The sequence below is a fragment of the Terrisporobacter petrolearius genome, assembly GCF_020748185.1.
GTDB classification, from domain to species: Bacteria; Bacillota; Clostridia; order Peptostreptococcales; family Peptostreptococcaceae; genus Terrisporobacter; species Terrisporobacter petrolearius.
Map to the genome: position 1 here is coordinate 46,397 of NZ_JAHZMO010000018.1, position 14,159 is coordinate 60,555.

Sequence of the window (14,159 nt, forward strand, 5' to 3'; positions counted from 1 at the left end):
ACTCCACCTTTTCTAATATATTGAATTTCATTATATCATAATAAATATATTCATTGTTGATAAAATTCTATTTTATATACAAGAACAGATTAGAAATAACTCTAATCTGTTCTAGATACTTAGCATTTAACTAAACATTCCTTTTTATTTTCTTTTGGCTCTTCAGATTTATAATCATTAATATCTATTTTAGTCATTTCATTTTTATTCATTGTATTAAATGCCTTTGATAACATTAATTTTATTCTATTTATTTGATTTACTTCACTTGCTGATGGGTCATAATCTATTGGAATTATATTTGCATCCTTATATCTTCTTTTTAATTCCTTAATAGATCCTTTACCAATTATATGATTTGGTAAACATCCAAAAGGTTGCATGCAGATAACATTTTTCACATCATCTTCTATAAGTTCTATCATTTCACCTGTCAATAGCCATCCTTCTCCTGTTTGATTGCCAAGAGATACTACTTCTGATGCTTTTTTTGCCAGATCTCTAATATCTTTTGGAGTAGAAAATCTTTTACTTTCTTTTAATGATTTTATATAAGTTTTTTGATAAAAGTTAGCAATTTTAATAAATATCTTAGCTCCTATTGTTGATTTCTTACTTCCTTCTAAATATTTACTTTTAAAAAGAGTGTTTACAGACCAAGCAGTAAAAAAATTAATAAGTTCTGGCATTACCGCTTCTGCACCTTCTTTTTCCAATACATCTACAATATTATTATTTGCTGTTGGATGAAATTTAACCAAAATTTCACCTACTAATCCTACACGTGGTTTAGTTATATTTAATACTTCTAAATTATCAAAGTCTTTTACTATATTTCTTATGTTGTTTTTAAACTCTGAGAATCTACCATTTTTTAAAGATTCTTTGCATTTAATTACCCATTTATCGTAAAGCTTATTGGTGCTTCCTTTTACAGCTTCATAAGGCCTTACCCTGTATACTACCTTCATTAATAAATCTCCATAAATGGCACTCATAATAGTTCTATGAATTAGTTTTAATGATATATTATCCATTACACCATTATTCTCCATATTATTTACACTTAGAGATATAACTGGTATATCCTTAAAACCTGCCTCATATAGTCCCTTTCTTAAGAAGCCTATATAATTAGTTGCCCTACATCCCCCACCTGTTTGAGTAATAGCTACAGATGTATTGCTTAAATCATATTCCCCTGACTTTAAAGCCTTTATTAATTGACCTATTACAATTATCGCTGGATAACAAGCATCATTATGTACATATTTTAGGCCTTCTTCTATTACTTCTCTATTAGTATCTTGAAGTATTACTAAATTCCACCCACAAGAATTAAAAGCCTCTTGTAAAAATTGAAAGTGTACAGGAGACATTTGAGGTGCAAGTAAAGTATGTTTCATATTAAGCTTTGTATTTTTAACATAAGGTATCTTCTTAACTTCTATATTTTCTGCTTTTATATTATTTTCTTCTCTTTCTTTCATTGCAGCTTTTAAAGATCTCAGTCTTATTTTTGCTGCTCCCAAGTTATTACCTTCATCTATTTTTATAACCGTATAAATTTTAGATTTTTCACTTAAAATCTCTTCCACCTGTTCTGTAGTTACCGCATCTAAGCCACATCCAAAAGAGTTTAGCTGAACTAGCTCTAAATTATCAAAGTTTCTTACAAAAGATGCAGACTTATATAGCCTTGAATGATATACCCACTGATCTACAACGCGAAGAGGTCTATCCAAATTAGCAAGATGACAAATACTATCTTCTGTAAATACTGCCATATCTAAAGAGTTAATTAATTCAGGTATTCCATGATTAATTTCTGGATCTAAATGATAAGGCCTACCTGCTAAAACAATCCCTTTTAAGTTATTTTCATCTATATATTTTAGTGCATCTTCTCCTGCTTTTCTTACTTCATTTTTAAAATTAGTTTCTTCTTTTGTTGCTTTATCAACTGCACTAAATACCTCTGATTTTGTAATATCGCTGAAGTTATCTTTAATTATCTCATATAATCTATACTTTAGCCTTTCTTTATTATTTAAACTTAAGAAAGGATTAATATATTTAATATTTTTTCTTCTCAAATCTTCCAAATTATTTTTTATAACTTCAGAGTAAGATATTACCACTGGACAGTTATAGTTATTATCTGCACTTTTATCTTCTTTGTATTCGTGAGTAACTGCTGGATAAAAAATAGTTTTTACTCCTCTATCAATCAAACTTTGAATATGTCCATGAACTATTTTCCCTGGGTAACATACTGTTTCAGATGCTATTGAATCTATACCTTTTTCGTATAATTGTTTTGACGATCTTTCTGATAACAACACTCTAAACCCTAGGCATGTGAAAAATGTATACCAAAATGGGTAATCTTCATACATATTTAAAACTCTAGGTATTCCAATTTCACCTCTTACTGCCTCTTCTTTGCTTAATGATTTATAATATTTAAATAATCTATCATACTTAAATTTAAATAAATTAATAGGGTTTTCTTTATGTTGTTTTACACTTTTATCTCCATTTGAAAATGCTCCTTTTTCACATCTATTTCCAGATATAAAAACTTCATCTTGAGAGAATTTATTTATAGTAAGCAGACATTTGTTTGAACAAACATTACATCTACTAACTGTGGTATCTATCTTAATATTATTAAGCTCATCGTAATCTAACAGTTTACTTTCATTGCCTTCTTTATACTGTGATTTTGCAATTAAAGCACAACCAAAAGCTCCCATTAATCCAGCAATATTTGGTCTAACAACTTCCCTACCTGTTAATTTTTCAAAAGCCCTAAGAACTAAATCATTATAAAAAGTTCCACCTTGAACAACTATATTATTTCCTAATCTACTGAAATCCCTTATTTTGATAACTTTAAATAAAGCATTCTTTATTACCGAATATGAAAGTCCAGCAGAGATATCTGCTACTGTAGCTCCTTCTTTTTGTGCTTGTTTAACCTTAGAATTCATAAATACTGTACATCTAGACCCTAAGTCAACAGGATTTTTCGAATTTATACCTACTCTAGCAAAATCTTCTATATTCATTGATAAGGATTTTGCAAAAGTTTCTAAAAATGAGCCACACCCTGAAGAACAAGCTTCATTTAATATTATACTGTCAATTACACCATTTTTTATTTCTAGACATTTCATATCTTGACCACCAATATCTAAAATAAAATCTACATCTTCATTAAAGTATTTTGCAGCTTTATAATGTGCAATGGTTTCTATTTCTCCATAATCAACTTTCAGTGCCTTTTTAAGTAATGCTTCACCATATCCTGTTACGCAAGAGGAAAGAATTTTCATATCCTTAGGTAAACTCTTATATATGTCTTTTAATACTCTTATTGAAGTTTCTAAAGGGCTTCCTTCATTGCTACTATAATAAGAATATACTAAATTTCCATCTTCATCTATTAATGTAGCCTTTGTAGTAGTTGAACCTGCATCAATACCTAAATATACATTGCCTTTTACTTTGTTAATATCTACCTTTTCAACTGAATTTTTCTCATGTTTATGTGTGAACTCTTCATACTCATTAAAATCTTCAAACAAAGGTTCTAAACCCTTATCCCCGCTAATATCAATATTATTAATTTCGTCTAATCTATCTAATAAATCATGCAATATTAAAAAATCTTCATTCTTTGATAGTAGACTGGCACCCATAGCTATATATAGTTGAGCATCTTGTGGAAAAATCACATCTTCATCTTTGAGTTTTAACACATTTTGAAAGGCTTTTCTAAGCTGAGATAAAAAGTATAATGGTCCTCCTAAAAAAGCAACTTTTCCCTCTATTTTTCTTCCACAAGATAAAACACTTACCGTTTGAACTACAACAGCATTAAAAATACTCATTGCTATATCTGATTTTTTTGCACCATCATTTATAAGTGGCTGTATATCTGTTTTAGCAAATACACCACATCTTGAAGCAACAGGATAAATAACATTATAATCCTTTGCCATTTCATTTAAACCTTTTGCATCTGTTTTTAAAAGGGTAGCCATTTGGTCTATGAAAGCTCCAGTCCCTCCAGCGCATATTCCATTCATTCTTTGATCAATACCACCACTTAAATAAGTAATTTTTGCATCTTCTCCACCTAGTTCTATTACTACATCTGTTTCTGGGTGAAATGTTTCTATTGCTTTTGTAGATGAAATAACCTCTTGAATAAATTTTAAATTTAAATAATTTGATATATCTATTCCACCAGATCCTGTTACTACCACGGATACACAAATATCTCCTAATTTATCATAAACATTTCGTAGTATTTCTTTAACAGCTTTTTTTACATCTGAGAAATGTCTTCTATATTCCTTATAAATAGGTATATCATCATATAAAATCACAGTTTTTACTGTTGTTGATCCTACATCTATTCCCATATTGTATGTCTTTATCATAACTATCCCCCCATGACATATAAATCCTGCTCACATTTCATGTATACTAAAATTTTTATTACGATTCTATAATATAAATTATAAGGCAACACTGTACATACTTAATAATGTTAATTAAATTTTAATATAATATCAATATAATATTTAGAATTCATATTATGAAATTGAAAATATTTAATTTTAACCCTTATATATATACTAACTCTTAAATGCTTTATTGTAATATATATTTAAAATTCTACTTGAAAGATTTTTTACCTTTATTACCTTGTATTTTGTGTCTTTGAATTTATTTAAAAATACCTTACTAATTAATTATGAATAAGAAGCATATAAATATGAAGGAAATTGAAAAGAACTAAAAAAGAACAATGATAATTAACTTTATCATTGTTCTTTTTATTAGTTTATATTATTTATTGCGTCATTATTTTTTTCATCTATATTATTAAAAGTTTTCTTATAGAATAATCCAAATATTATTACAGTACTTATTATAGCTATAATATCTGCTATTGGTTCTGCTAACAAAACAGCAGTTAGACCGTCTTCAATAAACATCGGTAAAATGAATATTAGTGGAACTAGCAATACAATTTTTCTAAGCATTGCAATAATCAGAGATGTCTTTGCTTGGCCTAAGGCTAAAAAAGTTTGCTGACAAGCTATTTGAGCTCCAAATAAACACATACCTACAAAATATATTTTCATTGCCCACGATGTTATTTCAACAAGTTCTGGTTTATTATTAAATATGCTTACGAAAAACTCTGGGAATATCATTATTAAGAATACCATAACTGCAGAATATGATACACATATTATAAATAATAATTTAAATGTTTTTTTAACTCTATCCATTTCTTTTGCCCCAAAGTTATAACTAATTATTGGCTGAGCTCCCTGAGTAAGACCCATCAAAGGCATCATTATCACTTGCATTATACTACTCATTATTGTCATAGCACCTACTGCTAAGTCTCCGCCATATTTTAATAATTGATTATTTAAACTTACTAGTACTAAAGACTCCGTAGCTTGCATTATAAATGGTGCTACACCTAACGCCACTATTGAAAGTGCTAATTTTTTATTAAGTTTTAGATATTTCTTTCTAATTTTAAGAATACTCTTTTTACCAAATAGAAACTTTAATACAAATATAGCAGATATACCTTGCGAGATTATAGTTGCTAAGGCAGCACCTTTAACACCCATACCAAATCCAAATATTAAAATTGGATCTAAAACTATATTTATAATAGCACCTATAATAACAGTAAACATACCTATTTTTGTAAACCCTTGAGTATTTATAAATAAATTCATCCCCAAAGATATTTGTACGAATATAGTACCTATTAAATATATAGTTAAATAATCTAAACCATATCCTATTGTAGCATTACTCGCTCCAAATGCCCAAAGTATAGGTTCTTTGAATACAAGAAATAGTATTGTTAAAACAATACCTCCAGATATAAGCATTGAAAAACAGTTACTCATTATTTCTTCTGCTTTATCATTATCTTGCTTTCCCATTTCAATAGCACTAAGTGGTGCACCTCCAGCTGCAAATAACATTGCAAAGGCCGATACCAATAGTATTATTGGCATGGCAACACCAACACCAGCCATAGCTATATCTCCGTTAGCCATTCTACCTATAAATATTCTATCTACAACGTTATATAATAGATTTACTAATTGACCTATTATAGTTGGAACGGCCAATGTATAAAGTAATTCACCAATACTTCCCTTACCTAAATCAATACTTTTACTACTCATAATATTGCTCCTTTTTTTATTACATATTCTTTATCATATTGCTATAATATAGTATAGGGTAACCCAACAGTCAATAGGAGATTAAAAAAATGAAAATGAATTTAAAAAAATTAACTACAGGAGAGTTTGCAAAGATTTGTAACGTTACAAAGCACACACTGTATCATTACAATGATATTGGAATACTAAAGCCTAATTATTGTAATGAAAATGGATACAGAATGTATACCTACGATCAGTTAAATCTTTTTTACTTTATTAGTGTAATGAAAGAAATGAATATGTCCTTAAATGAAATTAATTTATTTTTAAATAATAGAACACCACAAAAAGTAAAAAGTTTATTTGAAAATAGAATAGAAGAGTTAGATGAAGAAATAAATAGAATTAAAGAATTACAGGACATGCTAAAATCAAGAATAGAAAAAATAGATTATGCTTTTTCCATAAATAATGAAGAAATAAAAGTAGAATATGAAGAAGAAGAAAAATTATTTTTAAGTAAATCTTTAAAGAATGATACTGATAAAAACTTATTCTATATGTTTAAAAATAATTTCAATCAGTTTATAAATAATTATAGCTTTAAAGATTCTTTATCAACTTTAATAAGTATAGAAAAAATAAATAATAGTTTTACCTTTATTCCAGAAAACTTTTTATTTAATTGTGAAAGTGAGATACCTAAATCCAGATTATTTATAAAAAAATCTGGTAAATATTTAATTGCGTATCACCAAGGTTCCTTTAATAATATAGAGTCTACTTACGATAAAATGATTTCATATATAAGTGATAACAATTTAAAAATCGGAAATTATTCTTATGTAAAAACTTTATTAGATGCGCTTACTACACCAAGTGAAAATATGCAATTATTAAAAATATCAATAGAGTTATGTGACTAACATTAGCATTTATGATTTTAATATACTATAATTAATATTTTGTAGTGAGATATCAGGTTTGTTAAGTAGTGAATCTATTTTAATATTAAAAGCTTGTACTTGCGGTAATTTCAGCGAAATACTAGGTGTAAATGAAATATAAAGTGTAACTATAGCAAATTAAATTATCAAGTTAAAAAAATAAAATATAAAATATTTACAAATAAAAAAAGCCTTAGATTTTCCACAATCTAAGGCCTAAGGTTTTTTACACAAAGTTATAAAATTCCTTGATCCTTGTAACTTTGTAAACTTTTTATAATATAACTTAAAGTACAGAACTCTCTATCAACTTTTTCACTTAAGATTCCTAAACCTTCTATAAGTCTTTTTTCTCTAAATTTTTCTAAAAGTATCATTATACTAATTGTATTAATACCCCTATCTTTTGTATCAAGAGTTCTTGATTTTTTCACACACTTATTTTCCATAGCTTTTTCTATGGCTTTTTTTAAATCATCACTTATTTCTAACTCTGGCATTTCGTTATATATTCTCACTTCATCTTCTTTGTAATTAAGATTTATTGCTTTGCTTGAATCAGAATCTACGAATATAACATTCTTGAAAGTTGCCCCAGAAAAATCAACGTTTTCTAATTTTGCACCTTCAAATATAGCGTCTTCAAACTTAGCTTTTATAAATTTACTTCCTTTTAAATTACTTCCTACAAACTCAGAAGACTTAAATGTGCACCCATAAAAATTGCAAGATTTAAAATGAGCCCCTCTTAAACTTGTGAAGTTGAAGTTTGATTTTGAAAAATCACAATTATAGCAATTACTTCTTTTTAAATCTTGATACATAAAATTTTTATTCATTTTAGATGTTTTATTGTACTTAAGAGATGTATCTAATTTTTTATTGTTATTCATATTTCCTCCATAAAAAAACTCTTATACCAAAAGATATAAGAGTTTTATATTTGTATATTGGTTGCGGAGATAGGACTTGAACCTATGACCTTTGGGTTATGAGCCCAACGAGCTGCCAACTGCTCCACTCCGCGTCATTATTTTCTGTTCTATTATAGGATAACATAATAAGCATAATATAACAACCCTATTTATTATATACGAAACTTTTTATTTAATAATAAATACTTACTTTTATAAGTATAACCATAAAGTAGATATTTTATAATTATTATTTTGTATATATTATTTAATATTAAATTTTTCATTTTTTTCAAAAAAAGCTTGCAACATTTGTCGAACTTTGTTATTATAAATAAGCAGTTATTTCCCCAATAACTGATTACTCCCCAAATAAAATATATTCCCTAATAAACCCCTTTTTATAATATATTTTAGAATCCTTACTTGATCGGATAAAGTAAGGATTTTTTTTATTTTCAATATTTTTATATAAAAAGACATCTGTATACAGATGTCTTTTTCAATTTATTTAATTATTAAATATTATTTTCTAAATCTTTCATTTTAGTAGCAATAAAATCAACTAAATCCACTGTTCTTGAAGAGTATCCCCACTCATTATCATACCATGAAACAACTTTAAACATTCTACTTCCCATTGCCATAGTTGATAATCCATCTATGATTGATGAACGCGCATCTCCTCTATAATCTATTGAAACTAATGGTTCTTCGCTATATCCTAAAATTCCCTTCATTTCATTTTCTGATGCTTTTTTAAATGCTGCATTTATTTCTTCGACAGTAGCATCTTTCTTTAATACACAAACTAAGTCTACAAGTGAAACAGTTGGTGTTGGAACTCTTACAGCAAATCCATTTAATTTTCCTTTTAATTGTGGTAAAACTTTGGCAACTGCTTTTGCAGCTCCTGTTGTCGTAGGTATCATTGATTCTCCAGCAGCTCTTGCTCTTCTTAAATCCTTATGTGTTTTGTCTAAAATTCTTTGGTCATTTGTGTAGGCGTGTATAGTAGTCATTAGTCCTTCTTCTATACCAAATTCTTGATCTAATACTTTTGCAAATGGTGCTAAACAGTTAGTTGTGCAAGAAGCATTTGATATTATATTATGAATGTTTTCATCATATTCATTTTCATTTACGCCCATAACAATAGTCTTATCTTCATTTTTACCAGGTGCACTTATTATAACTTTTTTTGCTCCAGCTTCAATATGTTTCATACAATCTTCTCTTTTTACAAATTTACCTGTAGATTCTATTACTAAGTCTACTCCCAACTCTTTCCATGGAATTTGACTTGGATCGCCATATCTAAGTATTTTTATATCATTATTATTTATAACAATTGTTTCTTCATCTTTAACTTCTACATCACCTTTAAATATTCCATAACAAGAATCATATTTAAATAAATGTGCTAAAGTGTCTGCTTCTGCTCTTGCATTTATTGCCACTATTTCGAAGCTATCTTTTGACATTTCCTCTACTATTCTAAGCACATTTCTACCTATTCTTCCAAAACCATTAATTCCTACTTTTATTTTCAAGTCTATTCCTCCCACATATCATTTATAATTATTTAGGGTACACTATATATTTATTTTCATCTCTTTTTCTTTAGCTCTCTAAAGAATTTTAAGTTCACCATTAATATAATGTATATTAAATGTGTTATTTTTTGATAAACAGTTTATTTAGTGTGTTATATTTATTATATATAGTGTACACTACATTTTTATAGTACACTATTTTATACACAATTTCAATATTTTTTTAATTATTTGTATACAATAAATATTACAAAAGGTCATCACTTATAAATATTCATAGTTTTTCACATTAATTCATATACTTTTTTAAGATCGTAATAGGAGTGATAAAAATGAAAATAACTCAAAATCAATATATAAATAAATCTAAGTCATCTAAGAATACTAATAACTGGGAAATACCATCAACAATTAATTACTCTTGTGATATTTCTAATGGATATATTCAAGCCAAAAACTTATCGTTATTTAATGGAGCTAGTGAAGAAATGGATTGTGGTGGAAATAGTACTTTTGATTGTGCTTATTTGTTATTATCTAATCCTAAAAAATCAAATGTAAATATTTATGTTAAAAGTTCTGTAATTTCCAATTTATCATCAAGCCCAGTTATATCTAAAATATATTACTGCGTAGAAGATGTCATTGGAAATTTAGAAAGTTCTAGTAATACAACTATAACAAATTCAAATTCTTGTGGGAGTATGCCTACTGGCAATATATTCTTCGGTAATGATATTGAAAAAATTTATGGCATTTATGGTCAAAACTTAATTATACCTCCTTATAGCATGCATATTTCCAATGAAAATGGTGGCGTGGTTATTTCTCCTGGTTTTAGTTACCTATTTGAAATTAGTCCTGTTAAAGAAGAAATAACTTCAAACTTTGTCATGTCATTTTCATGGTGGGAAGAACCCTTGTCCTCCTTCTTTGATTAAGCAACTTTACAATTATATTATTAACCAAATAAAAAAACGCCTTTCTTTACAATGATTTCATTGTAAAGAAAGGCGTTTTAACTATAAACTATATTTTACTTTTGAAAAATCAAATAATTCATCTACATTTTCACTTAAAATATATTTTGTATACTCATCTTTTGAGTTAGTAATATTTTTTCCTTTATAAATAATTCTTAAACTATCCTTATTATTAATGTTAAAAATATTAAAAGCTAATTCTCCACTTTCTTTATATAATAAGTTCTTTTTATCATAGTCACATCCAAAAACATACTTTATTCCATCCACTGGGCAAGTATTATTTTCAGTTATACATATAATTTCATCTTTATTTAACTTTATATTCATTTTACCTATTATCGCTTCACAAGCTTTCATTCCAATAGCTAGCCCTGGACATTCATGACCATGAAATCTAACAGCTTCTTCCCATAATAAACTATTCATTATTCCTCCTAAATTTATGTACTATTTAATCCTTATTTTAGCCGCATTTGCATGGGCGTATAATCCTTCTTCCACAGCTAAATCATGAGCTACTGGCGCTAATAAATCTACTGCTTTTTGACTTAATCTTTGAGTAGTACATGTTTTCATAAATGTTCCAACCCATACTCCACCAGTATATCTAGATGCCCTAAGAGTTGGTAATGTATGATTTGTTCCTGACACATAATCACCAAAAACTTCAGCTGATAGTCTTCCCACAAACAAAGACCCATAATTTATTAGTTTATCTATTATTTCGTCTTCATTTTTCAAGCTTATTTCTAAATGTTCAGGTGCATATTTATTACTAAGTTTTATGGCTTCCTCTAAAGTGTCCACATATATTATTTCTCCATTGTTTCTCCAAGATGATACTGCTATATCTCTTGTAGGAAGATCTTTTAAAATTTCATCCACTTTTTTAGAAACTGCTTCTCCCAATTTTTTATCTGTAGTAATTAAAATACCTCTAGCACTATAATCATGTTCACATTGTGCTAAAACGTCAGCTGCAATATAATCAGCATTGGCAGTTTCATCTGCTATAATTAAAACTTCACTTGGTCCTGCCACAAAATCTATCCCAACATTTCCATAACATTGTCTTTTAGCTTCTGTTACATATTTGTTTCCTGGTCCAACAATAATATCCACTGGTTTAATACTTTGTGTTCCATATGTAAATGCTCCTATTGCTTGAACTCCACCTACAGCATATATTTCATCTGCTCCTGCTATATCCATTGCAATTAAAGTTTTCGCATTTATATCTTTACTATTTCTCATAGTTGGTGAACATGCACACACTCTTTTAACACCTGCAATTTTAGCTGGAATAATTAACATTAGTGCTGTAGAAAAAAGTGGATATCCTCCACCTGGCACATATGCTAATGCTGATTCTATAGGTATATGTTTTTGACCAAGTATTACCCCAGGAAAAATTTCTCTTTCAAAGTTATTTTCAAAGCTTTCTTTTTGAGCTTTAGCGAACTCTTCAATATTTTTTACTGCAATTTTAATATCTTCAATAAATTTAATATCTACTTGTTTATATGCTTTTACTATTTCATCTCGAGTTACTCTATATCTTAATCTTGGATTTTTATCAAACTGAAAATTATATTTTCTTACTCCAATATCCCTGTTAAGTTTTATATCATTCAATATCTCTCTTACTTGCATTTTTACTGCTTTCTCAGTTTCTATATTTTTAAACTGAGATTTTTTTAACACTTCCATTTTTACTCCTCCTATGATAACTATACAATAGATCAAATATCCCCTTATTTTATCCTATATAAAAATAATCCTATCTATTTGCAAACTAGATGTCAACAATAATGTAGTTAATATAATTTTTTATTTTGTAAAGTACTAAATATAAATAAAACACCTTTTATACTTATTAATATCAGTAAGTATAAAGATGCTTTATTTTAAATTCTTTATATTTGTTTAGCTATCAAATCTCCCATTTCTTTAGTCCATACAGCCCTTTCTTTTCCAATATATATATCTGCCGCTCTATAACCATTATCAAGAACTTTTGCAACTACATTTTCTATTTCTTTTGCTTCTTTTCCTAAAGTAAATGAATATCTCTGCATCATAGCTACTGATAAAATTGTACCTATTGGATTTACTATATTTTTACAAGCAATATCTGTAGCACTTCCATGAGTGGGCTAATATATTCCAAATTTATCATCTCTAAGAGATGCAAAAGGAAGCATACCAATAGATCCTGTTAACATTGAAGCTTCATCTGAAATAATATCTCCAAATATGTTATTAGTAACTATTGTATCAAACTGGCTAGGATTTTTTATTAACTGCGTGGCAGCATTATCTACATACATAAAATTAAGTTCAACGTCTTTGTATTCTTTATTTAATTCATTCATTATTTTTCTCCAAAGTTTAGAAGTATCAAGAACATTTGCTTTGTCTACACAAGTCAATTTTTGATTTCTAATTCTAGCAGTTTCAAAAGCTTTTTTTCCCTATTCGATTTCAGATTCCACATGACCCATTCTTCCTACAAAATTTCTATTTGTAGTAGATACTGCTCTTTCTTTTTGACCCAATACTCCCATATGTCCGCCTAAACATGGTCCACAAGTTGGTGTGGATATGGCAGCTCCAGCTTTTACTAAATCAGCTATATATCCTTTTTCTATCGCTTCCAAATAAATTTTTGATAAACAGCTCCTAGACAAGTTTAGAACAATCCGATGCCAAATTCCAGCAAACTTTGGATTTCTATAAACTTCAAAATTCTTACTACGCCTATTCTTAGCTTTCTAATTATTTAACTTATTAGTAATAATATCTAGAGTCGAATCATCGTCAATATATTTTTTAGAATTTTCTAATTTTTTATAAATGACTCAAATTGTAAGTGAAAAACTTTTTTAATTCTTGCATTTATTTATATTTAAGGTAATTAATATTATTTCTATTTAATAATATATATAAAGGGTTGTAGAACACTAAATTATCATGGAAGGAGATTAGAAATGGATGACATATACAAAGAAGCTCATATAATGGCAAAATCTATTTATGAGGAGTACAAAGACGTAGACTATAAATTACAGTTTCAATTATGTTTGTCTTACCTTTCTGATAAAAAAATTAATGAGAGAATCCAAGAAATTTTAGCTGAAGTAAAAGTAAACGAAAAAGAAGCAAGAATATTAGAGAAAGTTGAGTTTTACTATAAAAACTTTTTCAAAAGTGAAGAAAATCTTAAGTTTAGACTTTGGCAAAGACAAGATAAAAGAAGAGTCTATTTATCTGCATCCTATATTATTAATAAACCCTATATAGACTTAATAAGTAACAAATTATTTGATAAAAAAAAGATAAAGAAATTTTAGTAAAAAAGTGATATCGTCCTAATAATGGTACGATACATTTTTTTACTTAGGGTTTGTCAATAAAAGTGTGTAAGTAGTTTTTATTTTATAAGTCAGGTAGATAAAATTAATCTACCTGATTTTTTAATACTGATATTTTTTAACTCTTTCTTTTAAATTCTCATCCATATCTAATT

At 27.7% G+C, this 14,159-nt stretch carries 9 protein-coding genes, 1 tRNA gene and 2 pseudogenes; 3 read left to right on the top strand and 9 right to left on the bottom strand.

Annotated elements, in window-relative coordinates:
- Window positions 1–119: 119 nt before the first annotated feature.
- Entirely contained in the window at window positions 120–4,454 is a 4,335-nt protein-coding gene (locus K0040_RS11715) for a 2-hydroxyacyl-CoA dehydratase (RefSeq protein ID WP_228108978.1), read from the bottom strand.
- A 402-nt stretch (window positions 4,455–4,856) separates the two neighbouring features.
- Window positions 4,857–6,245, bottom strand: coding sequence for an MATE family efflux transporter (locus K0040_RS11720; RefSeq protein ID WP_228108979.1), 1,389 nt, complete (start codon window positions 6,243–6,245; stop codon window positions 4,857–4,859).
- An 89-nt stretch (window positions 6,246–6,334) separates the two neighbouring features.
- Between K0040_RS11720 and K0040_RS11725 the strand changes: the two genes are divergently transcribed.
- Window positions 6,335–7,153: a MerR family transcriptional regulator gene (locus K0040_RS11725; RefSeq protein ID WP_228108980.1), complete on the top strand. Its 819-nt coding sequence runs from the start codon at window positions 6,335–6,337 to the stop codon at window positions 7,151–7,153.
- Between the two features lie 257 nt (window positions 7,154–7,410).
- Here K0040_RS11725 and K0040_RS11730 read toward each other — a convergent pair whose 3' ends face one another.
- The 3 genes from K0040_RS11730 to gap form a co-directional block, all read right to left on the bottom strand.
- Window positions 7,411–8,067: a pentapeptide repeat-containing protein gene (locus tag K0040_RS11730; RefSeq protein ID WP_228108981.1), complete on the bottom strand. Its 657-nt coding sequence runs from the start codon at window positions 8,065–8,067 to the stop codon at window positions 7,411–7,413.
- 58 nt (window positions 8,068–8,125) lie between these two features.
- A tRNA-Met gene (locus K0040_RS11735) sits at window positions 8,126–8,201 on the bottom strand.
- A gap of 405 nt (window positions 8,202–8,606) precedes the next feature.
- On the bottom strand, window positions 8,607–9,641 hold the full coding sequence (gene gap / locus K0040_RS11740) for a type I glyceraldehyde-3-phosphate dehydrogenase (protein ID WP_228108982.1): 1,035 nt from the start codon (window positions 9,639–9,641) through the stop codon (window positions 8,607–8,609).
- 335 nt (window positions 9,642–9,976) lie between these two features.
- On the opposite strand from gap, the gene K0040_RS11745 reads away from it, so the two are divergent.
- Window positions 9,977–10,585: a DUF6143 family protein gene (locus K0040_RS11745; protein ID WP_228108983.1), complete on the top strand. Its 609-nt coding sequence runs from the start codon at window positions 9,977–9,979 to the stop codon at window positions 10,583–10,585.
- A gap of 81 nt (window positions 10,586–10,666) precedes the next feature.
- Here the strand turns inward: K0040_RS11745 and K0040_RS11750 are convergent, their stop codons facing one another.
- The 4 genes and pseudogenes from K0040_RS11750 to K0040_RS11765 form a co-directional block, all read right to left on the bottom strand.
- On the bottom strand, window positions 10,667–11,056 hold the full coding sequence (locus K0040_RS11750; RefSeq protein WP_228108984.1) for a formylmethanofuran dehydrogenase subunit E family protein: 390 nt from the start codon (window positions 11,054–11,056) through the stop codon (window positions 10,667–10,669).
- 21 nt (window positions 11,057–11,077) lie between these two features.
- Window positions 11,078–12,340: a histidinol dehydrogenase gene (gene hisD, locus K0040_RS11755; RefSeq protein WP_228108985.1), complete on the bottom strand. Its 1,263-nt coding sequence runs from the start codon at window positions 12,338–12,340 to the stop codon at window positions 11,078–11,080.
- A 206-nt stretch (window positions 12,341–12,546) separates the two neighbouring features.
- Window positions 12,547–13,086: pseudogene (locus tag K0040_RS11760) on the bottom strand (isocitrate/isopropylmalate family dehydrogenase); the annotation flags it as partial.
- A gap of 24 nt (window positions 13,087–13,110) precedes the next feature.
- Window positions 13,111–13,299, bottom strand: a pseudogene (locus K0040_RS11765) (aconitase family protein); the annotation flags it as partial.
- A 321-nt stretch (window positions 13,300–13,620) separates the two neighbouring features.
- On the opposite strand from K0040_RS11765, the gene K0040_RS11770 reads away from it, so the two are divergent.
- Window positions 13,621–13,983 (top strand): hypothetical protein, encoded by a 363-nt coding sequence (locus K0040_RS11770; protein ID WP_228108986.1) that lies wholly within the window; start codon window positions 13,621–13,623, stop codon window positions 13,981–13,983.
- Window positions 13,984–14,159: the final 176 nt, after the last annotated feature.

Bases quoted from the DNA above. Each gene is read 5' to 3' on its own strand.
- K0040_RS11715 (WP_228108978.1), bottom strand. From the start codon at position 4,454: ATGATAAAGACATACAATATGGGAATAGATGTAGGATCAACAACAGTA.
- K0040_RS11720 (WP_228108979.1), bottom strand. From the start codon at position 6,245: ATGAGTAGTAAAAGTATTGATTTAGGTAAGGGAAGTATTGGTGAATTA.
- K0040_RS11725 (WP_228108980.1), top strand. From the start codon at position 6,335: ATGAAAATGAATTTAAAAAAATTAACTACAGGAGAGTTTGCAAAGATT.
- K0040_RS11730 (WP_228108981.1), bottom strand. From the start codon at position 8,067: ATGAATAACAATAAAAAATTAGATACATCTCTTAAGTACAATAAAACA.
- K0040_RS11745 (WP_228108983.1), top strand. From the start codon at position 9,977: ATGAAAATAACTCAAAATCAATATATAAATAAATCTAAGTCATCTAAG.
- K0040_RS11750 (WP_228108984.1), bottom strand. From the start codon at position 11,056: ATGAATAGTTTATTATGGGAAGAAGCTGTTAGATTTCATGGTCATGAA.
- hisD (WP_228108985.1), bottom strand. From the start codon at position 12,340: ATGGAAGTGTTAAAAAAATCTCAGTTTAAAAATATAGAAACTGAGAAA.
- K0040_RS11770 (WP_228108986.1), top strand. From the start codon at position 13,621: ATGGATGACATATACAAAGAAGCTCATATAATGGCAAAATCTATTTAT.